The organism is Halobacterium noricense, assembly GCF_021233435.1.
Taxonomy (GTDB): domain Archaea; phylum Halobacteriota; class Halobacteria; order Halobacteriales; family Halobacteriaceae; genus Halobacterium; species Halobacterium noricense.
In genome coordinates, this window is the sequence record NZ_CP089468.1 from 2507492 (window position 1) to 2529516 (window position 22025).

Annotated in this window: 23 protein-coding genes, 2 tRNA genes and 1 pseudogene; 9 read left to right on the plus strand and 17 right to left on the minus strand. The window is 68.6% G+C overall.

Features of this window, described 5'->3' with window-relative positions:
- Position 1 precedes the first annotated feature (1 nt).
- Positions 2–262, plus strand: coding sequence for a glutathione S-transferase N-terminal domain-containing protein (locus LT974_RS13460; protein WP_232588146.1), 261 nt, complete (start codon positions 2–4; stop codon positions 260–262).
- Between the two features lie 296 nt (positions 263–558).
- On the opposite strand, the gene LT974_RS13465 is transcribed toward LT974_RS13460, so the two are convergent.
- Positions 559–629, minus strand: a tRNA-Gly gene (locus LT974_RS13465).
- A gap of 121 nt (positions 630–750) precedes the next feature.
- Here LT974_RS13465 and LT974_RS13470 point away from each other — a divergent pair.
- Positions 751–1557: an NAD+ synthase gene (locus LT974_RS13470; RefSeq protein ID WP_232588147.1), complete on the plus strand. Its 807-nt coding sequence runs from the start codon at positions 751–753 to the stop codon at positions 1555–1557.
- On the opposite strand, the pseudogene LT974_RS13475 reads toward LT974_RS13470, so the two are convergent.
- Positions 1554–2292 (minus strand): annotated as a pseudogene (locus tag LT974_RS13475) (enoyl-CoA hydratase/isomerase family protein). The gene LT974_RS13470 and the pseudogene LT974_RS13475 overlap by 4 nt on opposite strands.
- A gap of 59 nt (positions 2293–2351) precedes the next feature.
- Between LT974_RS13475 and LT974_RS13480 the strand changes: the two are divergent.
- Together LT974_RS13480 and LT974_RS13485 are read left to right on the plus strand one after the other, a co-directional pair.
- Positions 2352–3014, plus strand: a complete 663-nt coding sequence (locus LT974_RS13480; protein ID WP_232588148.1) for a DUF7114 family protein — start codon at positions 2352–2354, stop codon at positions 3012–3014.
- Positions 3015–3058: 44 nt separating this feature from the next.
- A tRNA-Thr gene (locus tag LT974_RS13485) sits at positions 3059–3130 on the plus strand.
- A gap of 34 nt (positions 3131–3164) precedes the next feature.
- Here the strand turns inward: LT974_RS13485 and LT974_RS13490 are convergent.
- The gene (locus LT974_RS13490) at positions 3165–4004 is read right to left on the minus strand and encodes an aldo/keto reductase (RefSeq protein ID WP_232588149.1); all 840 of its coding nucleotides are present in this window, start codon (positions 4002–4004) and stop codon (positions 3165–3167) included.
- A gap of 150 nt (positions 4005–4154) precedes the next feature.
- Between LT974_RS13490 and LT974_RS18035 the strand changes: the two genes are divergently transcribed.
- The 4 genes from LT974_RS18035 to LT974_RS13510 all read left to right on the plus strand — a co-directional run bounded on the left by LT974_RS18035 (position 4155) and on the right by LT974_RS13510 (position 7123).
- The gene (locus LT974_RS18035; protein WP_456298799.1) at positions 4155–4361 is read left to right on the plus strand and encodes a DUF7501 family protein; all 207 of its coding nucleotides are present in this window, start codon (positions 4155–4157) and stop codon (positions 4359–4361) included.
- A 608-nt stretch (positions 4362–4969) separates the two neighbouring features.
- On the plus strand, positions 4970–5737 hold the full coding sequence (locus LT974_RS13500) for a dihydrodipicolinate synthase family protein (protein WP_232588151.1): 768 nt from the start codon (positions 4970–4972) through the stop codon (positions 5735–5737).
- 57 nt (positions 5738–5794) lie between these two features.
- On the plus strand, positions 5795–6562 hold the full coding sequence (locus LT974_RS13505) for a DUF6517 family protein (protein WP_232588152.1): 768 nt from the start codon (positions 5795–5797) through the stop codon (positions 6560–6562).
- Between the two features lie 90 nt (positions 6563–6652).
- A complete protein-coding gene (locus LT974_RS13510) occupies positions 6653–7123 on the plus strand; it encodes a DUF7384 family protein (protein ID WP_232588153.1) in 471 nt (156 codons plus the stop codon).
- Positions 7124–7129: 6 nt separating this feature from the next.
- On the opposite strand, the gene rdgB is transcribed toward LT974_RS13510, so the two are convergent.
- The 10 genes from rdgB to LT974_RS13560 all read right to left on the minus strand — a co-directional run bounded on the left by rdgB (position 7130) and on the right by LT974_RS13560 (position 13312).
- On the minus strand, positions 7130–7684 hold the full coding sequence (gene rdgB, locus LT974_RS13515) for an RdgB/HAM1 family non-canonical purine NTP pyrophosphatase (protein ID WP_232588154.1): 555 nt from the start codon (positions 7682–7684) through the stop codon (positions 7130–7132).
- A gap of 37 nt (positions 7685–7721) precedes the next feature.
- Positions 7722–7997, minus strand: a complete 276-nt coding sequence (locus LT974_RS13520; RefSeq protein ID WP_232588155.1) for a DUF5808 domain-containing protein — start codon at positions 7995–7997, stop codon at positions 7722–7724.
- 40 nt (positions 7998–8037) lie between these two features.
- Entirely contained in the window at positions 8038–9717 is a 1680-nt protein-coding gene (locus tag LT974_RS13525) for a bifunctional N(6)-L-threonylcarbamoyladenine synthase/serine/threonine protein kinase (protein WP_232588156.1), read from the minus strand.
- Between the two features lie 8 nt (positions 9718–9725).
- Positions 9726–9860 carry a 30S ribosomal protein S27ae gene (locus tag LT974_RS13530; protein ID WP_232588159.1) on the minus strand — a complete coding sequence of 45 codons (135 nt, stop codon included), beginning with the start codon at positions 9858–9860 and terminating at the stop codon, positions 9726–9728.
- The gene (locus LT974_RS13535; RefSeq protein WP_230888051.1) at positions 9860–10171 is read right to left on the minus strand and encodes a 30S ribosomal protein S24e; all 312 of its coding nucleotides are present in this window, start codon (positions 10169–10171) and stop codon (positions 9860–9862) included. Before LT974_RS13535 ends, LT974_RS13530 begins: the two co-directional genes overlap by 1 nt.
- 78 nt (positions 10172–10249) lie before the next feature.
- On the minus strand, positions 10250–10885 hold the full coding sequence (locus LT974_RS13540) for a GTP-dependent dephospho-CoA kinase family protein (protein ID WP_232588160.1): 636 nt from the start codon (positions 10883–10885) through the stop codon (positions 10250–10252).
- Between the two features lies 1 nt (position 10886).
- A complete protein-coding gene (gene spt4 / locus LT974_RS13545) occupies positions 10887–11084 on the minus strand; it encodes a transcription elongation factor subunit Spt4 (RefSeq protein ID WP_059057698.1) in 198 nt (65 codons plus the stop codon).
- Positions 11085–11648, minus strand: coding sequence for a DNA-directed RNA polymerase (locus tag LT974_RS13550; RefSeq protein ID WP_059057699.1), 564 nt, complete (start codon positions 11646–11648; stop codon positions 11085–11087).
- Positions 11649–12074: a twitching motility protein PilT gene (locus LT974_RS13555; protein WP_232588161.1), complete on the minus strand. Its 426-nt coding sequence runs from the start codon at positions 12072–12074 to the stop codon at positions 11649–11651. It abuts the gene before it with no gap.
- Complete coding sequence (locus tag LT974_RS13560) at positions 12074–13312, minus strand: translation initiation factor IF-2 subunit gamma (protein WP_232588162.1); 1239 nt, start codon at positions 13310–13312, stop codon at positions 12074–12076. Before LT974_RS13560 ends, LT974_RS13555 begins: the two co-directional genes overlap by 1 nt.
- Positions 13313–13480: 168 nt before the next feature.
- On the opposite strand from LT974_RS13560, the gene LT974_RS13565 reads away from it, so the two are divergent.
- Complete coding sequence (locus LT974_RS13565; protein ID WP_232588163.1) at positions 13481–14467, plus strand: DUF5787 family protein; 987 nt, start codon at positions 13481–13483, stop codon at positions 14465–14467.
- Positions 14468–14486: 19 nt separating this feature from the next.
- Here LT974_RS13565 and LT974_RS13570 read toward each other — a convergent pair whose 3' ends face one another.
- The 4 genes from LT974_RS13570 to LT974_RS13585 all read right to left on the minus strand — a co-directional run bounded on the left by LT974_RS13570 (position 14487) and on the right by LT974_RS13585 (position 21913).
- Positions 14487–15305 (minus strand): MBL fold metallo-hydrolase, encoded by an 819-nt coding sequence (locus tag LT974_RS13570; protein ID WP_232588164.1) that lies wholly within the window; start codon positions 15303–15305, stop codon positions 14487–14489.
- On the minus strand, positions 15302–16618 hold the full coding sequence (locus LT974_RS13575) for an ATP-binding protein (protein ID WP_232588165.1): 1317 nt from the start codon (positions 16616–16618) through the stop codon (positions 15302–15304). Before LT974_RS13575 ends, LT974_RS13570 begins: the two co-directional genes overlap by 4 nt.
- Before the next feature lie 256 nt (positions 16619–16874).
- Complete coding sequence (locus LT974_RS13580; RefSeq protein ID WP_232588166.1) at positions 16875–18557, minus strand: flippase activity-associated protein Agl23; 1683 nt, start codon at positions 18555–18557, stop codon at positions 16875–16877.
- 296 nt (positions 18558–18853) lie between these two features.
- Positions 18854–21913 (minus strand): FAD-binding and (Fe-S)-binding domain-containing protein, encoded by a 3060-nt coding sequence (locus LT974_RS13585; protein ID WP_232588167.1) that lies wholly within the window; start codon positions 21911–21913, stop codon positions 18854–18856.
- Between the last annotated feature and the right edge of the window lie 112 nt (positions 21914–22025).

Here is a 22025-nt window from a genome sequence, read left to right on the forward strand (position 1 = left end):
CATGCTGGAACTGTACCAGTCCGAAGGCTGCCCGCACTGCGCGAAAGTCCGCGAGAAGCTCTCGGAGCTCGGCGTCTCCTACGTCACCCACAACCCACGGCTTCCGGGTGGCGCGGGTGGCGACGTCACGAACGAACAGACCTACGAGGAACTCCAGAACGGCGGCGAGGACCAGATTCCGTACCTCGTCGACACCGCCCGCGAGGAAGCGCTCTACGAGAGCGACGACATCGTCGACTACCTCGACGAACACTACACCTGACGGCGGCGCAGCAGCTACTCAGTTCGATATTCTTCGACCTCACGAACGGACAGCGACAGAGCAGTCGCTGTCCGGGTCGAGTGTCAGAGAAGTGCGCCGACCGGGAGTGAGCAGTCCGCAGGACTGCGAACATCGGAAGACGCCAGCGTCTTCCGGGAATTGAACCAGAGTCAGACGTGCTCGCTCACGTCGTTCGCTGCGCGCGACTGACAGGGCTCAATTTCCCTCGCGCATCTACCGAGATATCGAACGGCCAGCGACACAGCCGTCGCTGGCCGGTTCGAGTGTGAGAGGAGTGCGCCGTCCGGGAATTGAACCCGGGTCGCGGGCTTGGGAAGCCCGAGTCATACCACTTGACCAACGGCGCGCGGGGCGTCTGCGAGTAACTGACCGCCCCACTTGAACGTAGCGTTTCGGGGAGTGGGCGCGCGTTCACAAATCCCGGGGGTGGAGTGGGTTTTAGTCGGCCGCCGCCGAACGACGAGACGATGACTGCGCCAGACACGATTGCGCCGCTGGACTTGCGCTTCTCCGAATCGGAGTTGGCCGCGCGCCGCGACCGCATCCAGTCGTTCGTTCGGGAGACGCTGGAAGCCGCGGGCGCTGACCGCTGCGTGCTCGGGCTGTCGGGCGGCATCGACTCGACGACGGTCGCACACCTCGCCGTGGACGAACTCGGGACTGACGCCGTTCACGGGCTCGTGATGCCGGGCAAGGTGTCCAGCGAGCAGAACATGAGCGACGCCGAGCGCGTCGCCGACGACCTCGACATCGAGTACGACGTCGTGGAAATCGACCCCGTCGTCGACCTCCTGACGGACCTCTATCCGCCCGCGGAGGGCGACCAGCTCGCCGTCGGGAACGCGCGGGCGCGAACGCGCGCCGTGCTCAACTACCTCGTCGCCAACTACGAGAACGCCGTCGTGCTCGGCACCGGCAACCGCACGGAAGCGCTGGCGGGCTACTTCACGAAGTACGGCGACGGCGCGGTCGACTGTCACCCCATCGGGAACCTCTACAAGATGCAGGTGCGCCAGCTCGCGCGCGACCTCGGCGTCGAGGAGGACCTCGTGACGAAGACGCCGACCGCGGAATTGTGGGCCGACCAGACGGACGAGGCGGAACTCGGCGTCGACTACGACACCATCGACGCGGTGCTGGCGCTCCACGTCGACGGGAACGTCCCGGCGGGCGCGACGGCCGACCACCTCGGGATTCCGGACGGCGCCGTGGAGACGGTGCGCGGGCTCTACGAGCGTAGCAAGCACAAGCGCGCGGTGCCGCCGACGCCCTAAGTCTCGAACGGCCCGTCGGCCAGGAGGCGGGCGAACGCGTCGGCTTCCGCCCGGTCAGAAGATTCGCGGTCGGCTTCCGAGGTGAGCAAGCCGGCGAGTTCGCCGAGGGCAGCCGGGTCGTTGGCCGCGATTTCGTCCACGATCGTTCGCGGGTTCTCGACGATTCTGGAGACCAGACCGATGTCGCGGGCGGTCTCGGCGTCGATGGTGCGCCCGGACAGCGAGAGGTCCGCAGCGTGTGTGGACCCGACCGCGGCGGGGAGCCGACGGGTGCCACCCCACGCGCCGAACACGCCGAGCGAGACGCCGGGTTCGGCGAACGTCGCCGCCGGCGTGCAGACGCGGATGTCGCAGGCGAGCGCGAGTTCGACGCCGTCGTCAGAACGCGATGCGTTCTGACTGGCTCGCGAGAGCTTTGCTCTCGCGAACGCCACCACGTGCCGCGCCGTCCACCCCCGCAACGACGACGCTGTCCGCGTCCTCGATGGCGTTCATCGTACGCTAGCCGCGGCGCGCGAACGCCTCGCCGCAAGGCCCATCGAGACCGTGGACGGTATCGAGGTCGGCACCCGCACAGAACGCGTCCCCAGCGCCGTGGACGTACACGACCGGCTGGTCGGCGTCCGTCACGCCCTCGCGGAGGCCGTCGAGTGCCTGCGGCGTGAGCGCGTTCCGGGCGGCCGGCCGGTCGAGGGTCACCACGCGGACGGCCTCGTCGGCTTCCACGCGAAGCATACCGGACCGTGGCGGTGGTTTCCAAAGGTCTTTGCCGTTCCCGCCGCTACCTTCGGTCGATGGAGGAGGCCGAGCAGGCGCGGGCTGCCACCCGGGACGCCGTCGCGGACATCGAACCCGACGGCCTCCGGGTGGTCATCGACGACCACGTCGCGTCGTCCTCGATGCTCCCCGGCGTACTCACGATGCTGAGCGCCCGCGTCGTCGACGGCTCAGTCGACGACGACGCGGTGACGCGACGAGCGGCGGGCGTCCAGCTCATCTACGAGGGACTGCGCACGACGCGGGACCTCGTCACCGAGGAGCCGTGGGCGGACACCGACGAACAGGACCCTAGCGACGACCTCGACGTGCTCGCTGCGGACGTGCTCGTCGCGCGTGGCTTCCGGCTGCTCGCGCGCACCGAGGCCGCCGGGCACGCGGTCCAGACAGTCCGCGAGTTCGGCCGCCAACAGACCGACGAACAGGAGGGGCGGACGTCGGCGTCGCGCTCGCTTGAATCGAACGTCTTCGAACTCGCGGCCATCGCGGGCGGCACCGCGGCGGGCGGCGAGACGCCGGTCGCGCTCCGCCAGTACGTCGTCGGCCTCGCGGACAACGCGGCCGTCCCGCTGCCGGGCGCGGGCGACGCGCTCCCCGAGGAAGTCGAGGACGTGATGGCGAGAGTCGGCAGCCGGCAGGGGGACGAACGGGTCAGCCCGACGTCGACTGCGGACCGCTGAATCGAAACTCATAAAGAAGTCCTCGTGCCTTCATACGAATGCGTGCCTGGGTAGCTTAGCGGTAAAGCGCGTCCTTGGTAAGGACGAGACCGCGGGTTCAATTCCCGCCCTAGGCTCTTCTTCCGAGCGATTCACCGAGTAGCGCTGTGGCTACTCGGAGATGCCGTACGTGTCGCCGGTCCAGTCGCGTGCGGGGAAGTCGTAGACGGGCTGGTGGTGGTCGATGTCGTCGATGCGGGCGTGGTCTTCGTCGTCGAGTTCCCAGTCGAAGACGTCGAGGTTCGCGCGGACGTGCTCGGGCGTCGAGGACTTGGGGAGCGGGACGACGTCGTTCTCGACGGCCCACCGGAGCACGACCTCCGCGGGCGAGCGCTCGTACTTCTCCGCGACTGCCTGAATCGTGTCGTCGGCGAAGACTTCGGTGCGCGCCAGGGGTGCGGCGGCTTCGACGACGGTGTCGGTTTCCCGGCAGTAGTCGACGACGTCGTCCTGGGTGTTCCAGGGGTGGTACTCGATTTGGTTGACGGCGATGGGGGCGTCGCTGACGTGGTGGGCGCAACTGAGCTGGTAGGCGCTGAAGTTCGAGACGCCGACGTTCCGAACCTTGCCCTGCTCGTGCAGCGTCGCCATCGCATTCATCGTCTCCCGCAGCGAGATGGCGGGGTTGGGCCAGTGCACGAGGTAGAGGTCGAGGTAGTCGGTGCCGAGGCGGTCCAGCGTCGCCTCGCAGGATTCGATGACGGACTCGTAGTCGAGGTGTTTCGCGAGGACTTTCGAGGTGAGGAAAACGTCGTCGCGGTCGTACTCCGCGAGTGCGTCCCCGATTTCGGCTTCGTTGCCGTAGCCTTCGGCGGTGTCGACGTGCGTGTAGCCGGCGTCGAGGCCGGCACGCACGGCGTCGCGGACGGTGTCGCCGCCGATGTCCCACGTGCCGACGCCGATTGCGGGGAGTTCGTCGCCACTCGGGAGCGTCTTCGTCGGTGGTGTCATCGTCGCACCGTTGCGCGGAACCCCCAAAGGCGTTTGGCTCGTCGACAGTTTCGCGGAGCGACGGACCACCTAATTGGCATATAACCACGTTATACCAAAATAACCTGTATACGGAACAGCGTTATATTCTCTCGCTGCCGAGACTCGGACATGGCAACGAAGAACCCGAGCACCGACGCACACGAATCAGACGCGTACGAATCGGACCCCCACGAGTGCCCGTTCTGCGGGGAATACGTCGCCTCGCCGGGGAAGGGGTTCATGCTGCACGTCGAGGAGAATCCCGAGTGTGACGCGGACTTCGACGCGTGGCGCGATCGCGTCGCCAACGACGTCCCCGGCGGGTGGGCGGGGTAGAACGCAGGCGGAGGGGCCGCCGACCACGTCGGAGTGACGCGGGTCGGCGTCCTCGACCTCCGCGGCGACGCGTTCCTGTACGGCGTCCTCGACCTCCGCGGCGACCTGCTCTTCGAGACTCTGCTCGTAGATGCGCATATTTTCCTGGACGCGCAGGAAGTAGCCGAGCACGAGCCCGCCCTGGAGCGCGGCGACGCGGGCGTCCATCCCGAAGACCAGCAGGTAGCCGAAGCCGAGACTGAACGCCGCCCCGTAGACCACGTCGACGTAGAACTGCGTCTGCCGTCCACTGAACGCGGACATCGCTCGGTAGTACGCACTCACCCGTTCCCTATGCTGCGGGACGCGGAAGTCGGACGCGACGGCGTTGAGACGCCGCGGAAACGCGTCTGCGGCAGAGCGACTGTAGTCGGGTTCGGCCATCGTTCTCGAACGGCCAGTGGACGCGAGGCTCGTGCGAGAACGCGAAAGCGGGAGTGGGGAGTGCGGACGCGCGGGGGAGAGTCGAACGCGCGTCCAATCGATGGGTGCCTCCTCGTGCGTAATAAAGATTCGTCAGACACGCCGCGGCACGAAAGGCTACAGGGCAGGGAGCCGTCGGGCCGCGTATGAATGGACTCGGTGTGCCACTGATGACGCCCTTCGACGGGACCGGGAGTGTCGACCACGACGCGCTGGCGGCCCTCGCGGCGTGGGTGACCGACGAGGGGGCCGACTTCCTCGTGCCCTGCGGGTCGAACAGCGAGGTCGAACTGCTCACCGCCGGCGAGCGCGCGGCCGACGCGGGGGCGGACGGCTCGCTCGTCGTGACGCCGTTCTACTACGACCACGACCAGGCCGACCTCGCCGCCTACTACCGGGAGGTCGCCGAGCAGTCGGCGCTCCCGGTGTACCTCTACAGCGTCCCCGCGTACACGAGCGTGGAGCTCGCGCCGCGGACTGTCGAATCACTGGCGACGCACCCGAATATTGCGGGTATGAAAGACTCCGCGGGCGATCTCGCGGCGTTCCAGCGCACCCGGGAGTACACCGCCGGCGCCGACTTCGAGCTGTTCGTCGGGAGCGGCGGCGTGTTCGCGGCCGCACTCGACGCGGGCGGGGACGGCGGCATCCTCGCGGTGGCGAACGTCGTCCCCGAGCGCGCCGACGAAATCGCCGAACTCCACACCGCCGGCAAGGACGAGGCGGCGCGCGACGTGAACCGCCGCATCCTCGACCTCAACCACGCGGTCACCGCGGAGTACGGCGTTCCCGGGTTGAAAGCCGCGATGCGCTCGCGCGACCGGCCCGCCGGAACCGTCCGGTCGCCCCACCGGCCCGTCGACGACGACGCCGCGGCGGAACTCGCGGCGCTCGTCGGCGAAGCGCTGCCGTAGCTTGCGGCGTTGCGAGCGTCGGAAGACCCTTTAGCGCGGAGCGACCGATGTTGTGGCATGAATCGACGCAGATTCCTCGGCGCCGCCGGCGTGGTTGGGCTCGGCGCGCTCGCGGGCTGTTCGAGCGCGGTCGGCTCCGTCGCGCCGCCGTCCGTCCCAGAGGACCAGCTCTCCGAAGGCGGGTGGACGCAGACGAACGAGAGCGAGGAGACTGTCTTCGAGCAGAGCTACGGCCCCGTGACGGTCACCGCGAAGTCCACGTCCGTGACCTACGAGGACGAGGCGCTCGCCGCCGCCATCCGCGAGAAGGCCCTCGGGCAAGTCGACGGCACGCTCGCCATCTACTCGGCGTCACACATCAACTTCTCCCCGGACCTCAACAACCTCCCGGGCGGCGCCGGCCGCTCGGAGCTGCTCTCGGAGGTCGAGTCCGCCGCCGAGTCCCAGTTCGAGCAGCGGATGCGGGACAACGGCCTGGAGAACGTCACGAAGACCGGCGAGACGGAGTTCCAGACGGATTCGGGAGCCAGCCCCGGCATCAGCACGTTCCGCGGCGAGTTCCCGGTCGGCACGATGGAGTACGAAGCCAGCGAGGAGACGTTCACCATCGACGCGGGTGCCATCGAGGTCGCGGGCGACCTCGCGGTGTGGAACGAGGACGACTACGTGGTCGTCGCGGGCGGCGCGTACCCCGGTGAGAACTTCACGACGACCACCGAGAAAGAGCTCTCCGAAGCCATCTCGGTGACCGTCGACGTCGACCTCGGGCTCACCCCCAGCGAGTACCAGAGCGAGGTCCGCGGGCTGATGGCGGCGACAGAATGACCACGTGGCGGGACCTCTTCGACCGCGCTGCCGACCACGATACCGACGTGGCCGGCGTGCGCGCGGCGTTGGCCGAACGCCGGGCAGACGATGAGTGACGTGAGCCCCGCTCGGGTCGCCGCGGACGCCGACGTGCTCGCTGCCGACCTCTTCGTAGACGGCGACGCGCGCGCCGCCCTCGACCACGTGCGCTCGCATTCGTGGGCCGACCTCGTCGCCAGCGAGCCGCTGCTCGACGACGCCGAAACCGTGATTGCGGCGCTCGGCGACCCCGCCCTCGCCACGGACTGGCGCGAACGCATCGAGGCCGAGGCGACACTCGTGAGCCACCCCGAGGGCGACCAGCCCGCGCTCGGTGCCGCGCACGCCGGCGACGCCGCGCACGTCCTCACGTACGACGAGACGCTGCGCTCGGCGCGCACCGGCATGGAACTGAAAGGGCGCGTGGACGTCAGCGTGAAGGCGCCGGACGCGTTCGCGCGGCTGTTCGACCCGGAGAAGCTGTACCCAACAGTCGTCGGCGGCGACTACCCCGGCCCGGACCGCGACCCGCGCGAGTAGGAGTTGTCAGTCCTGGCGTTCCGCGAGCCAGTCGGCGAGTTTCGCGAGCGCGCGACCGCGGTGGCTGAGCGCGTTCTTCCGCTCGGTGTCCATCTCCGCGAACGTCTCGCCGTCGTGCTCGAAGATCGGGTCGTAGCCGAACCCGCCCTCGCCGCGCGGCGCGACGATGGTGCCCTGCACGGCCCCGGAGAACGTCTCGGTCACGTCGCCGTCCGTGTACGCGACCGTACAGCGGAACGCGCCGCGACGGTCCTCTAGGTCTTCGGCGAGGTCCCAGACGCGCTCGATACCGAGCGTGTCCTCGACGTAGGAGGAGTACGGGCCCGGGAATCCGTCGAGCGCGCGAACGAAGAGGCCGGCGTCGTCGACGATGATGGGGACGTCGGCGTCCTGGGCCTCGTAGGCGTCCTCCGCGCCGCGCGCGGCGATGTCGGCGAGCGCGTCGCTCTGAATCTCGGTGTAGTCGTAGTCGTGCTGGGTGACGTCGTAGATGTCCGCGAGATACTGTTCGGCCTCCCCGACCTTCCCGGGGTTCGTCGTCACGAACCGGAGCGTGCGCATACCGACGCGTCGGCGCGCACCGAGTTGGATGCGTCGATTAGTCGTCGACGACGACTTCCACGGCTTCCTCGACGGCGCCCTCCTCGTCGTCGCCCTCGCTCTGCTGTTGCTGCCAGAGCAGCACGCCAGCGACCGCCAGCACGACCCACGACCGCCAATTCGCGAGGTTCAGCGTGTAGCCGATGCCGAACGGCTTCTCCACGAGCATCCCCTCGCCGGGCTGCCAGTACGACTGCAGCATCCGGCTGAGCTTCGGGCGCTCGAAGTTGTACGGCACGCCGAACAGTTCGCCGCTGGACGGTTTCTCGGGCATACTCGTGGGTTCGGCGCCAGCCCCCAAATCAGTTTGGGGGCTACTGGTAACGCCCGCGCCCCTCGATGGCGCGCAGTTGGTCGAGCACCGATTCGTCGCCCGCCTCGCGGTAGGCGGCCTCGAACGCTACCGTCAGCGGCTCGGGGTCGTCGGCGGTGCCCGCGAGGCTCTGCTCGAAGACGTGGCAGTCCATCGCGTGGTCCTCGACGTCGTCCGTGTTGTAGCCGAGCCCGAAGTCGATGAGGAACGTGCGGTCGTCGCCGTCGCGCTCGCGGGTCGCTTCGCTCCCCGCTCGTTCGTTCCGTGACCGCTTCGCGGTCACGCGAACATTTCGCGTCGTCGGGTCCCCGTGGACGAACCCGGCGTCGTGAATCGTCGCGAGGTGGCGACCCACGTCCCGGACGCGGGACTCGGTGAGTGCGTCCCGGAGGTCGGTGTCGCCGACGTGCTGGAGCGTGAGCGTCGACTCGGGCACGTCGATGTCCCAGACGAGGGGCGTCGGGACGCCGTGTCGGCGCGCCTCGCTCGTGAGGCGGGCTTCGAGGACGGTGCGGTCGCGGCGCAGGCGGGCGTCCAGGGAAGGATGGCGGTACGCTTTCGGGAGGCGCGCCTTCGTCACGTGGTCGTTCTCGAACGTGACCGTGGCCTCGGCACCCTGCAGGACGTCGCTGTCGGGGCGCGCGGGCGGCTCGGGCTCGCGCCACGTCACCGGCACCTCGTCGGGCCGGAAGTTCGAGTCGATAGCCGAATTCTCGATGTCGAGCGTGTCGCCGGCGCGCGCCATCTTCTCGCCGAGCACCGCAATCATCCCCGCGTTGTCGCGCAGGAAGCGCGGTTCGGGCGCGAAGAAGTCCGCGCCGCGCTGCTCGCACATCGCTTCGAGCATCCCCCGCAGCCGGTCGTTCTGCGCGACGCCACCCCCCAAGACGAGTTCGTCCCGGCCGGTCAGCGAGAGCGCGCGCTCGGCGACCTCCGCGAGCATCGCGAACATCGTCTCTTCGAGCCCGCGGCAGACGTCCTCGACGGCCGTGCTGCCGTTGCGCTCGCCCTGCTCGCGCGACGAGCCCGTGCTCGCGTCGCTCGCGCGGACGCTGTCGTACTCCTGCTTGGCGGCGCTCATGATGCCCGAGAAGGAGAAGTCCATCCCCTTCACGACGTACGGCAGGTCGATGTACTCGCCGTCTTTGGCGTGGGCTTCGACTTTCGGGCCGCCGGGATGAGACCAGCCGACGTGGCGCGTGAACTTGTCGAGGGCGTTCCCGACGCCCGTGTCCATCGTCTCCCCGAGCACGCGGTAGCGGCCGTTCCGGTACGCGAGCACGTGGGCGTTCGCGCCGCTGGCGTTCAAGCAGACGGGCGCGTCGAACCCGGAGCGGTGGCGCCCGATTTCGAGGTGCGCCACCATGTGGTTGACGCCCACGAGGGGGACGTCCAGCGTCTGCGCGAGCGCACGCGCCGCGGAGCCGACGATGCGCAGGCACGGACCGAGACCGGGGCCACGGGAGAATGCAACCGCATCTATCTGGCCGTCGCTCTCGTCGAGGATGGTCTCCACGACCGCAGGAATCGCCGACCGCATGTGTTCGGCGGCCTCCCGCGGGTGGATGCCGCCGCTCTCTGGCACGTACGCGTCGGACTTGATGCCGACAGAATCAGTCTCGGAATCGTACAGCGCCGCGCTCGCACACCACGCAGTGCCCTCGATTCCGAGAACCCGCATCTACCGGGTCAGTCCCACTCGGTGTAGCCGCACTTCCCGCAGTACTGCCGGTCGCCGTGGTCTGCGAGGAAGGTGTCACCGCAGCGCGGGCACATCTCCTTGTCCGCCGTCCCGTCGTCGTTGTAGTAGTCGCTCCGCGGCATTATTCAGCCTCCTCCGCCTCGGCTTCCTCCTCCGCGCCGATCTTGTTGCGGTCGAGCATGTGCTCGTGTTCGACTTCCGCGGCGTCCTCCGGGGAGTCGTAGGTCTTCGCGCGGCCGACGGTCTTGCGCATCCCGAACTTCGTGTCGAGCTCGTGGACGACGACCTCCTCGGAGTCCTTGTCGAGTTTCGCTGCGAGGCTGTCCCGCACGGAGAGCCGCGACGGCGTGGCGTCCTCGTGTTCTATCTCGAATTTGACCTCAGTCCGGTGAAGCAGGGGGTTGTCTTCCTGCTCCAGAATCTCGATTTCCATGGTCAGTTGTTCGTATATGAACGCGAAATCAGTAAAAGCATTTCGAAGGGCTGATTGCGGCCGCGAGCGCGTTCGGACTCACTCCAGCAGCGCCCAGAACGCCTCGGTCGTCTCCAACAGTTCGCAGAGTTCGTGGGCCTGCTCTTCGAGCGCGCTCGTCACGTTCGCCAACACCATCCCCTCGCCGGGCTGCCCGTAGACGACGCTCGCGCCGATTGGGGCTGCGACGACCGCGGGCAGCGTCGCGAGGTCCTCCTCGCCAGTCACGGACAACAGCGTCGACCCCTCGGCGTCGATGGCCTCGACGAGCGCTTCGAGGAGTTCCTCCGAGATGGTGCCCGGGTCGCTCTCGACCTCGACGGTGCGGTCGGCGTCGGGCCGGCCGCCAGCGACCTCCGCGGTGACCGCCTCGCGTTCGGTCTTCCCGTCCACGACCGCGACCTTCGGCGGCGCGCCCGCCGCGACGAGGTGGTACGTCACGACGTCCCCGACCGCGATGATGGGGCCGCCGGCGTCCTCGGGAGCGTCAGCGTCCTCGCGAGGCGGAGCCGAGCGCGGGCTCGATGAGCTCTGCTCATCGGCGACCGAGGGCTCGCTGGAACTCGTTCCAGCGGCGTCCGCCAGCAGTCGCTGGGCGTCCTCGTAGACGGGACCCAGCGGCTCCTTGAACGCCCCGCGGGCGTCCGGTGGGAGCGTCGCGGCCGCGCGAGCCACGCTACCGGACCTTCAGCGCGTACTCGCCCGGCTCCGAGACCTCCATCTTCTCCGCGATTTCGGACTCCTCGGGGTGCGTGATGACCACGTACCCCGCCCAGTCCTCCGTGAGGCTCGTCGACGAGCAGTACGGACACATCTCCTCGTCCGGCTCGACGATGCGGTGGCAGTCGTGGCAGGCCAGGCGGTTCGACGCCATCTACTCGGCCTCCTCGCTCTGCTCGCGCTCCTCGCGGAGCCAGCCGTGCTTCCCGAGGCCGGGCTGTTTCGCCGTGAGCCCGATTTTGGACTCGCGGGGGTTGCGCTCGTCGATGCTCTTCGTGACGATGCGGGCCCGCACCGAATCGCCAGTGCCGATGACGCTGTTGGACTCCCGGGAGGCGAGTTGCTGGTTCTCCTCGTCGAACGCGAGGTACTCGTCGGAAATCTGGGAGACGTGCAGGAGCCCGTCGACGGGGCCGATGCCGACGAACGCGCCGAAGCTCACGACTTCGACGATTTCGCCGTCGACGACTTCCTGCATCTCGGGGTCGAACGTGACGGCGTCGAACTCCGCTTTGAAGTAGACGCCAGGACGATTCGGCAACACCGCACCCTCGCCGAGGTCGTGGACCTCAGTGACGGTGACGACGCTCCCGATGTCCTCGTCCATTCGCCCTTCCAGTTTGTCCTGCAGCAGCCGCTTCACGAGGTCCGGACTCACGTCCCCGAGGTGCTCGGGCGGAACCTCTATCGTGTCTTTCAGCCGTGCTCGCTTGTACATTTATGGTCGAGTGATAGTCATTTGATTCCGGCCCCTTAAATGAATTACCGGCACGCCCGCGTCGAGCAGGCGCTCACGGAGGGGGCCGTCGTTCGTGACGACCGCGTCGGCGTCGCCGTCGACGGCGAGCGCGTACAGCGCGTCGTCTGCGTACGATTCCTCGGTATCCACGGTCTCACAGCGGTCTGCCAGGTCCGCCGCCACGCTCGCAGCCGTCGCTTCCTCCCCGCCGCCCGCGCCGAGCTTCTCCAGCTCCGCGCGGACCGTCTCGGGGACGACGGCGTCGTATCCTCGCGGCTCGTCGCCGCTCGGGTTTCCCGGCGAACTACGTTCGCCGCTGGCAAGGATGCGGTCGAGCTCGTCGAAGACCCGCACTCCGGCCTCGACCGGCATCATCAGCGCGTTGGCGTCCATGGCGACCCGCATCACTCCGTGAGCGTCCCGACGCCGATGAGCCGCCAGCGCGCGCCGACGCGGCGGTTGATGGCGATTTTCGACCCTTCGGGCGCGCACACCGGCCGCTTGAGCTGGACGTCGCACTCGCCGTCGCGAGCGCTCGTCACGGAGCCGACGGTGGTCGCGGTGCCGACGGTCAACATCAGCGGTTCGCCGGTGTTGATCTCGTCGATGGTCTCGCCCTCCTCGGCGCCGACGAGGCGTTCGAGCAGGTCGACGTCCATCGTGAAGGAGTCCCACGTCGGCGGGAGCGTCTCCGGCGGGCCGGCGACCTGCCCGGCGAGCGCGTCACCCTTCGTGAGGCTCGGGTCCAGGCCGGTCCCGACGCCGAGCAGGCCACCGGGCGAGGCCGCGTCGACGTCCTCGCCGCCGGCCTGGAGGCTGCGGACGGTGGTCGAGACCGACCGCCACTCCGTCTTGCCGCCCTCCTCGACCTCGCGGCCGGGGCGGAGTTCGATGTCCTCGTCGACATCGAGTTCGCCCTGCACGAGACTGCCGCCGAGCACGCCGCCCAGCAGGCCGTCCCACGTGGTGCCGGGGCGGTTGATGTCGAACGAACGCGCGACGTACATCCGGGGGTCGGCGTCCGGGTCGCGGTCCGGCGTCGGAATCTCGCCTTCGAGCGCGTCGATGACGAGGTCGATGTTGATCTCCTGTTCGGCGGAGATGGGGACGATGGGCGCGCCCTCGGCGACCGTGCCCTCGACGAACTCCTGAATCTCCTCGTAGTTCTGTCGGGCCTGCTCGCCGTCCACGAGGTCGACCTTGTTCTGCGCGATGACGATGTTCTCGATGCCGATGATGTCCAGCGCCATCAGGTGTTCCTCCGTCTGGGGCTGGGGGACGGGCTCGTTGGCGCTGACGACCAGCACCGCGCCGTCCATGATTGCCGCGCCCGAGAGCATCGTCGCCATCAGGGTCTCGTGGCCGGGAGCGTCCACGAACGAGACCGTGCGCAGCACCTCCGTCTCGGTGCCGTGCTCGGGACACTCCTCGGCGACGGTGTAACACTCGGGTTCGTCGCAGTCCGGACACCGCCGCAGCGTCGCGTCGGCGTACCCGAGGCGAATGGAGATGCCGCGTTTCATCTCCTCGGAGTGCTGGTCCGTCCACTCGCCGCTGAGCGCCCGGACGAGCGTGGTCTTTCCGTGGTCGACGTGACCGACCAGTCCGATGTTCACCTCCGGTTGTCGGTGATTGTCTGCCATGTTCACAGAGTAATCTTGCGTGAATTTCGCCCCGAACGACTGATAAACCTACTGTTACAGAGGCGCCGGGTCAGCGAGCGTCAAAACGCCGCTTGCTGGCGCGATACAGCGCCGCCCACGCCGCGAGCGAACCAGGCGTTTAACCCCGTCAACGACGAACGGAGAGGCGTGCGAGAGTTCGGATTCGAACTCCGGCTGTGCGCCCACCTCGAAGCTAGCGGCGTTCCGAGCGTCGGCGACGCGGGCGTCGTCGCCCGGCAACTCGGCACGAGCGTTCACGCCGCGGGTGGCCGCATCGTGGACACCGTCTGCGTGCTCCCCGGGCCGGAGTTCGACGCCCGCACAGAACTCACCAGCGAGACGATACCGCCCGCGGTGCTCGACGCCGACGTTCCTGTCGGCGAGTACGAGCGCGTCACACGGGCCTTCGACGGCCCGCCGGAGCGCGCCCGCAGCCTCGCGGAGCGCGGCGCTGACACCGGCTTCCTGGACCTCGACCGCCGCGGCGGCCAGACGGTCGTCCGCCAGCACGCCCGCTACCCGGACTGGGTTGGCGGCCTCGTCGGCGTCGAGAACAAGCCCGACCTCGGGCGGCCGGGCGACCTCGAAACCCAAATGCGCCACGACGCCAGCCTCGGCGTCCTCGACTACGCGGTCGTCGCGACTGCCTCCCACGTCACGCGCGCCCACCTGAACCGGCTCCCCGACGCAGTCGGCGTCTGGCACGTGGACTTCGATGCGAGTGAACCAATCGACGTGATACGGGAACCCGAGCCCTTGGACTCCGCAGGCTCCGGGATGGAGGTGCTCGATTCGGAGCCGGGAAAGACGAACGTGCGACCGGTGACGGCCGCCGAGAAGGCGCGCCAGCGCCGTCGTGTCGCCGAGCGCGCGTACGGCAAGGGCTGGCGGACGTACGACCTCCCGGACTGCGCACGGGCTGCTCGCGGCGAGGCAGGCGATGCTGCTACGCTCCCGTTCTGTGCGTACAAGGACCGGCTCGTCGACCCCGCCAGCGAGTGCGGCGCTGACTGCCCAGGCTACGAGCCGGCGGACGCACCCGAAACGGACCTCGACGCCGAACGCGAGCGGAACACGCCGTGGAACGCGGATGCGGGCGGCCGGCGGCGGCAGTCCGGGCTCGACCAGTTCTAAGAGCCGTGCGGATAGCCAGTCAGAGCGTGAACGTCTCGCCGTCGACGGCGAGCGCGTCGTCGAAGGCCTCGTCTGCAGGGTAGAAGTGTGAGACGTGGACGACGCGCGTCTCGTCGGCGTCGAGTTCGTCGCCGAGCGCGAGCGCACCCTCCTTCGTCATGTGTTTCGTGCCGAACGTCCGCGCCACGCCGTCGCCGTCCTCGTGACGGCCGCCGACGGGGTGGTGGTCGGCGAGGTGCGCGGGGACGATGCCGTCCGCGAGCAGGAGGTCCGGATCCCGCATCGCGGCCAGCGACTCGTCGGGAATGTCGTACGTCGTGTCGCCCGAGAGTACGAGCTTCGCACCGCCGCGCTCGACGACAACGCCGTAGCACAACAGCGGCGGGTGGTCGACGGGCACGAGCGTCACGTCGAAGCCCGCGGCCTCGAAGGTCTCGTGTGGCGTGACCGCTCGTGGGTCGACGTTGTCGAGGTAGTCGTACTTCCGGGCGACGGTCTCGGCGACGCTCTCGCCAGTCTTCGGGTCAGTCTCGTCGGCGGCGTACACCGGGAGCTCGTCGAACAGCCGGTAGGAGTTCCCGAGACCGTCCAAGTGGTCGAAGTGGATGTGGGAGACGACGCCCGCGTCCGGCAGGGGGACGTCCTCCCGGAGGAACTGCGTGCGAAAGTCCGGGCTGAAGTCGAGGAGGAGCGCGTCCCCGCTGGCTTCGTCCTCGACGTGGACGGCGAACCGCGTGCGTTCGACGCCGCGGTCGCGGGCTGCCTGGCACGTCGCGCAGTCACACCCGGGCGTCGGCGTGCCCGTAGTGTCACCCGTGCCGAGCAGCGTGACCCTCATGCGTGGTCGTGGCCAGCGTGTGCAGCGTCGTCGTCGGGTTCGTCCGGGTCGTCGATGGCCTCTTCGAGCGTGTCGAGGTTGCGGAGGTGGTCGCGGTCCTCGAAGTCCGAGACGGCGGCCACCAGGTCGTCCTGCGTGAGCGTCCGGCGGTCCTCCATGAGCGCGTCGAGGACGGCCTCGCGGAGCACGAGCCGGAGGTCGCTTCCCGTCAGGCCCTCGGTCTCAGCGGCGAGCGCCTCGGCGTCGAGGTCGTCGACTGCGAGCTCACGGGTGACGATTTCCAGAATTTCGGCGCGCATCCCCTCGTCGGGGCGCGGGAACGACAGAATCTCGTCGAAGCGCCGCCACGCCGCCGCGTCGAGCTCGTCGGGGTGGTTGGTCGCGCCGATGAGCAACACGTCGTCGTTGACGAGGCTCACCTCGTCGATGCTCTTCAGGAGCGTGTTCACCGCGCGCTTGATGGCGTTGTGCTCGTCGCCCGTCCGCGTGGTGGCGACGAAGTCGAACTCGTCCATGAAGAGGATGCACGGCGAGAGCCGCTTGGCTACCTCGAAGACCTTCTCGACGTTCTTCGCCGTCTCGCCGAGGTACTGGCTCGTAATCATCGAGAGCTTCACCTCCACGAACGGCAGGTCGAGTTGGTGGGCGAGCCCCCGGGCCGTCGACGTCTTCCCGGTTCCGGGCGGGCCGACGAACAGCAGCTTCCCGATTTCGCTGAGCCCGATGGTCGCGAGGTAGTCGCGGTGCTCGATGGCCTTCGCAACCTTCGTAATCTCGGCCTCCTGCTCGTCGGTGAGCACGATGTCGTCGAGGGTCACGTCGATTTCCGCGGGCGAGCGCACCTCCACGAGGTCCAGCATCTCCTCGTCGTCCTCGTCGAAGTACTCCGAGAGCAGGCCGTCGATCCACTGCGGGTCGGCCTGCACGGGTCGGTTGTCCTCGCGGACCTCCTCGTAGTCCACGCCGAACTCGTCGCCGACGGCGTACGCCAGCACGGGGTTCTCGCGGACTCGCTCGGCGTCGGCGTTGTCGACGAACCAGTCGACGGCCATCTCGTCGTCCACGAGGCTCATGCTCCCCGCGAACGTGTCGCGGTCGGTGAACATCAGCCCGGAGATTGCCTCCCAGGGCTCGTCCACGCTGGATCCCTCGTTGACGGCTGTCTCCGTGGTCTTCGGCGGTCGCGGGACGCCGTCGTCCCCCCAGAGCACGGTGCGGTACGCGGGCGGCAGGTCGTTCTCGTCGAGCTCCCGGTGCTTGTCGTAGATGCGAGCCGACAACAGGAATTCGACGACGTCGAGCGCCTCAGTCACTACCACTGACCTACCACCTCGGGGCGCATAAGCGCGTCGCAGTCGTCCTGAAAGGAAAACAGTACAGGAGTGGTTTGCGTTGACATCATCTCAAACACCTCGAAAGCCCCGGCGCGCTCGGCGTCTGCGACTCGCTTCGCGCTTCCTTCACTCGCTACGCTCGTTCAGTCCAGTGCTTGCGTCGTCTCGACTGCCGACCGCGCCGCCCCTTTCAGTCCCGGAAGACTCACTGCGTTCGTCTTCCGTTCCACCGCTATCAGACCGTCGCGTTCGCGCGAATGTAGAACACGACCGCGCGGCTGTGCTGGTAGCCCTGATGGACGGTGCGGGTGTAGCCGCGTTCGGTGAGGGTGTCTTCGAGGGGGCCGTCCTCGTCGTCGAGCGCGATGACGACGGGCGGCTCGTGTTCGAACACCGTCTCGTTGTCGAGCGTGCTGGAGGCGTTCGTGCCGTACTGGTCGAAGTACCACGGCAGCGGCAGGCGCTCGAACCAGCCCGTGTAGCCGCCCCGCGTGATGTTCAACCGGGGCTTCTCGGCGAGGTCGTCGGGATGGTTGAACTCGTCGCCGTAGAACATCACGTCGACGCCGTCGTTGGTCGCGGAAATCTCACGAATCTCCTGCAGCGTGGGCTGCATCTCGCCGGCCGGCTGGGCGTACTGGACGAGCGTGTTGTCCGGCCCCTGTGGGTTCGCGTACGTCGTCTGCGCGGCGACCGCGCCCGTGCCGGCGGCGGCGACGAGGAGCGCGAGCGTGACGGCGCGAGCACCGGCAGAGTTCCCAGACGCGGCGGCCGCACGGCCGCGCTCGTAGACGAGCGCGACGCCGACGCCAGCGGGCACCGCCAGCGGCACGATGGCGTTTATCATCGTCCACGCCGCGGAGATGTCCGCGACCGCGGGGTAGCCGAACACCGAGAACAGCCCCCAGTAGAAACAGACCTCGACGACCGGCCGCGGCTCCTCGGTGGCGTACCGCTCGTAGAGGAAGCCGAGCACGGCGAACACGACGAGCGCGGTGGCGCCGACGCCGAGCACGGTGAGGTCGTGTTTCAGGAACGCGACGTAGGAGTGCTCCTGCATCCCCGTCGACCCCCAGAGGTCCACGAACTCGTTCCACGACCCGAGCGTCGCGTCGCGGAGCACGCCCGGCAGCAGCGCGGGGTCGCTGAGGGCTTCGTAGAGGTCGGGCTTGGGCGCGTAGAACGCGACGACGACCACGGCGGCCTCAGCGAGCGCAGCGACGAGGTGGAGTTTGTACTGCCACGCGGCGCGCGCAGCACGCCGGACGTGCGACCGCGCGATCGCCCAGCGCGACGCCTCCTCGTCGGCTTTCGCGAGCACGAGCCGGCCGTCGAGGACGAGCGCGAGCGCGCCCAGCCAGCAGACTGGGTAGAGGAGCGCGTTCTCCTTGGTCGTGAACGCGAGCGCGAACGGGAGCGCCGCGGCGTAGAGGTAGCGCGCCTTCCCGGTGTCGAGTGCCCGGACGAACAGCCCGAACGCAGTGAACATGAACGCCGCCAGCAGCAGGTCGTTGCGCATGAACCGCGAGTAGTACAGCAACACGGGGTTGGCGGCGAAGAACAGGCTCGTCGCTACGAGCGCGGGCTGCGAGAGGCGCTCGCGCAGCAGCCACGGCGTCACCACGAGGAGCGCGCCGACGACCGCGACGACCAGCCGCATCGTGAAGTCCGACGGTCCGAGCAGGTCGAAGACGACGCCGTTGACGTGCGGGAGGAACGGCCCGTGGATGATGGGGCGGTACGTCCACGCGCCGACCTCCATGTAGTGGAGAATCCAGTCGGCGACGCGGGCTTCGTCCTGGTGGGCGACCCGCCAGCCGAGGTTCCAGAGTCGTGCGAGGAGGGCGAGGGAGGCGACGGCGACGAGCGCGGCGGCGACGCGGCGTCGCGGCGTCCGGCCGCCACTGGACCGAGGCATACCACGCGATTGCGACGGGGTCGATAAACGCTTTCCGGATAGCGAGGGGCGGCGCGAAGCGCCGGCCCTCGAAAACGCGAACGCGGAGCGAAGCGATGCGTGAGCAGCGAGAGCCCGAACGGAGTGAGGGCTCTCGGGAAGTGAGCGGTGAGCGCAGCGAAGCGCGCCGCGAAGCGCCGGCCCTCGGGAACGCGAACGGCGACCGTCGGAGCCGTGAGCCGGGAGAGCCCGAGCAACGCGAGGGGTCTCCAGACGCGAGCGGGGAACGAAGTGACCCGCGAGCAGCGACGCCCGAATTACGACCCGTCCAGCCGTTCGGCGACGGCTTCGATGGGATGAGGGGGAATCTCGTCGGCGTCGTCGCGGTCGCCGAGTTGGGAGCGACAGGAGCCACCGGGGGCGACGACGCGGTCGGCGGGGCTGTCCTCGACTTGCTCGAACAGCCGACTACCGATGGCCTGCGAGAGGTCGTAATGTTCGTCGTGGTAGCCGAAGCTCCCGGCCATCCCGCAGCACGTGGTGTCGAGGGGGTCGACGTCGTAGCCGACGCGCCGGAGGACGCCGACCGCGTGGTGGTCCTTGTTGGTGGCGTTCTGGTTGCAGTGGCCGTGGTAGCTGAGCGCGCCGGCCGCGCCGGGGGAGCGGTCGGCGACGGGGAGCGTTTCGTCGATTCGGAAGGTGTCGAGGTACTCGCAGACGCCGTAGGCGTTGTCGGCGACGCGTTCGACCGGCGCGCGGGAGCCGCCGTCCGCAGCGCGAGAGGCGTCGCCGAGTAGGTCCAGATATTCGTCCTGGAACATCACGGCGTCCGAGGGCTCGACGAAGACGACGTCCCAGTCGTCGGCGACGCGCGGCTCGAGCTGGTCGACGTTGGCGCGCGCTCGTTCGCCGGCGCGGTCGAGCATCCCGGCGGAGAACGCCGCCCGGCCCGAGGGCGCGGCGTCGCCAGGAATCGTGACGTGGACGCCCGCTGCTTCGAGTGTGCGGACGGCGGCCTTCCCCGCAGCCGGGTAGGAGTAGTTCGTGTAGGTGTCTGGGAACAGGAGCACGCGGCGGTCGGCGTTTTCGGGCGAGACGGCGGCCCCACCGCGGGTCTCGAACCAGTCTTGGAGGGATTCGCGGCGGAACGGCGGCAGTTCGCGCTCGGGGGCGATACCGAAGACGGACTGGAGGAGTTTTCTCGCGCCCGGGAGTTCGGTCGCCCAGTTCGAGACGGGAGCGAGCGCGGAGCCGAGCTTCGAGGCCGCGTCGATGTCCGCGAACAGGCGCTCGCGCAGCGTCGCACCCGCTTCGTCGTGGTGGCGGTGCTTGGTCTCTGCCTTGAGCTTCGCCATGTCGACGCCCGTGGGGCAGTCGCTCTTGCAGCCCTTGCACCCGACACAGAGGTCCAGCACCTCCGACTGGAAGCGCTCGGAGTGGATTTCGTCCTCGGGGAGGTCGCCGCTGATTGCCGCGCGGAGCATGTTCGCGCGGCCGCGGGTCGTCTGGACTTCCTCCTTCGACGCGCGGTACGTCGGGCACATCACGTCCGAGTCGGTCTGCCGGCACGTCCCGCAGCCGTTGCAGCGCTCCACGAGTTCGGCGAAGCCACCGTCCTCGGAGAAGTCGAGCTCTGTCTGCGGTTCGACGGACTGGTAGTCGGGGCCGTACCGGAGGTGGTCGCGGTTGTCCGCGCCGACGCCGCGGTCCGCGTCCGGGCCGACGTCGGCGGCGCTCTCGCGGTAGACGACGTTCCCGGGATGCAGCCACCACTCGGGGTCGAAGGCGGTCTTCACCTCCTTGAACGCTGTCCAGAGGTCGGCGCCGTACATCTTGGGCGTGAATTCGGTGCGCGCCATGCCGTCGCCGTGCTCACCCGAAAAGGAGCCCTGATGGTCGAGCACGAGGTCGGTGACGGCCTCCGTGATGGAGTGCATCGCCTCGACGCCCGCTTCGTCCTTGAGGTTCAGAATCGGCCGGATGTGCAGGGTCCCCGACCCGGCGTGTGCGAAGTACGCCGCCGAGGTGTCGTGGTCGGCGAGAATTGCCTCGAACTGGTCGACGTATTCGGCGAGGTCTTCCGGGGGAACCGTCGCATCCTCGATGAACGGGTACGGCTTCGGGTCGCCCGGCAGCGACATCAGCAGCGGAATCGCGGCCTTCCGGAGTTTCCAGAGGTCGTCTTGCGCGGATTCCGTGTACGCCTCCAGAACATCGAAGGCAGGCCCCTCGTCGAGGAACCGCTCGTTCGTGGCGGCGACGGCGGCCGCGAAGTCGTCGTGGAGTTCGGAGTCGAACTCCAGCATGAGGGCGGCCTCGGCACCGTCGGGAATCGGCTCGACGTACGCCGCGTAGCCGTCCGATTCGGCGGCCAGCCGGAACACCTCGTCGTCCATCAGTTCGACCGCGCTGACGTCGTACTCCAGCGCCACGGGAACCATCCGCATCGCGTCGGTGAGGTCCGCGAAGCAGTACAGCGCCAGCGCCGTCTCCTCGGGCACGGTCACGAGCGACAGTTCGGCTTCGACGACGACGCCGAGCGTGCCCTCCGCGCCGACGAACAGTTTTGCGAGGTTCAGCACGCGCTCGCCGTCGTCGTTCTCGGAGACGACGCGGTCGAGGTTGTAGCCGGAGACGCGCCGTTTGAGGTCCGGGTAGCGCGCCTCGATTTCGTCGGCGTGCTCCTCGACGAGCGCGCGGACCGTTCGGTAGAGTTCGGCCTCGCGGCCGTCGCCGGCGACGAGTTCGTCCCACTCCGGAGAATCGAGGACGACCTCCCGGGCCTCGATGACCGAGCCGTCCGAGAGGACTGCGGTGACGGCCTCCGTGTAGGCGTCGGTGATGCCGTAGCGCACGGAGTGCGCGCCCGTGGAGTTGTTCCCGATGCCGCCGCCGACGGTCGCGCGGTTCGAGGACGCGGGGTCGGGCGCGAATTTGAGGCCGTGCTCGGCGAGGCGGTCGTCGAGGTCGTCCTGCACGACGCCGGGCTGGACGCGCGCCCGCTTCGCGTCCGGGTCCACGTCCAGCACGTCGTCCATGTGCCGGGAGACGTCGAGGACGACGCAGCCCGGGCCGACGGTCTGCCCTGCGAGCGACGACCCCGTGCCGCGCGGGAGAATCGGCACGCCGTGGTCGGTCGCCACTTCTATCGCAGCCCGCACGTCGGCTACGTCCATCGGGAACACGACGCCCGCGGGCTGAGCGCCGTAGATGCTGCCGTCCGTCGCGTACAGGACGCGGGCGTACTCGTCGAACGCGACCCGGCCGTCTACGCGCGAACGGAGGTCGTCCGCTAATTCGCGGTACTCGGCGGCGTCCGGCCGCTCGACGTCGAGTTCCTGCGCGGACCACGTGGCGTGAGTTCCCTCGGAAGTCACGTTCCGGAATCCACACGGTCGATAATTAAAGTTAGTCGTCGCGTCAAAACCAGCGCGGTAAACCGCGAGCACCGTGCGACGCGTTGTCGGAGGTTTATGGTCTGTCGCGCGT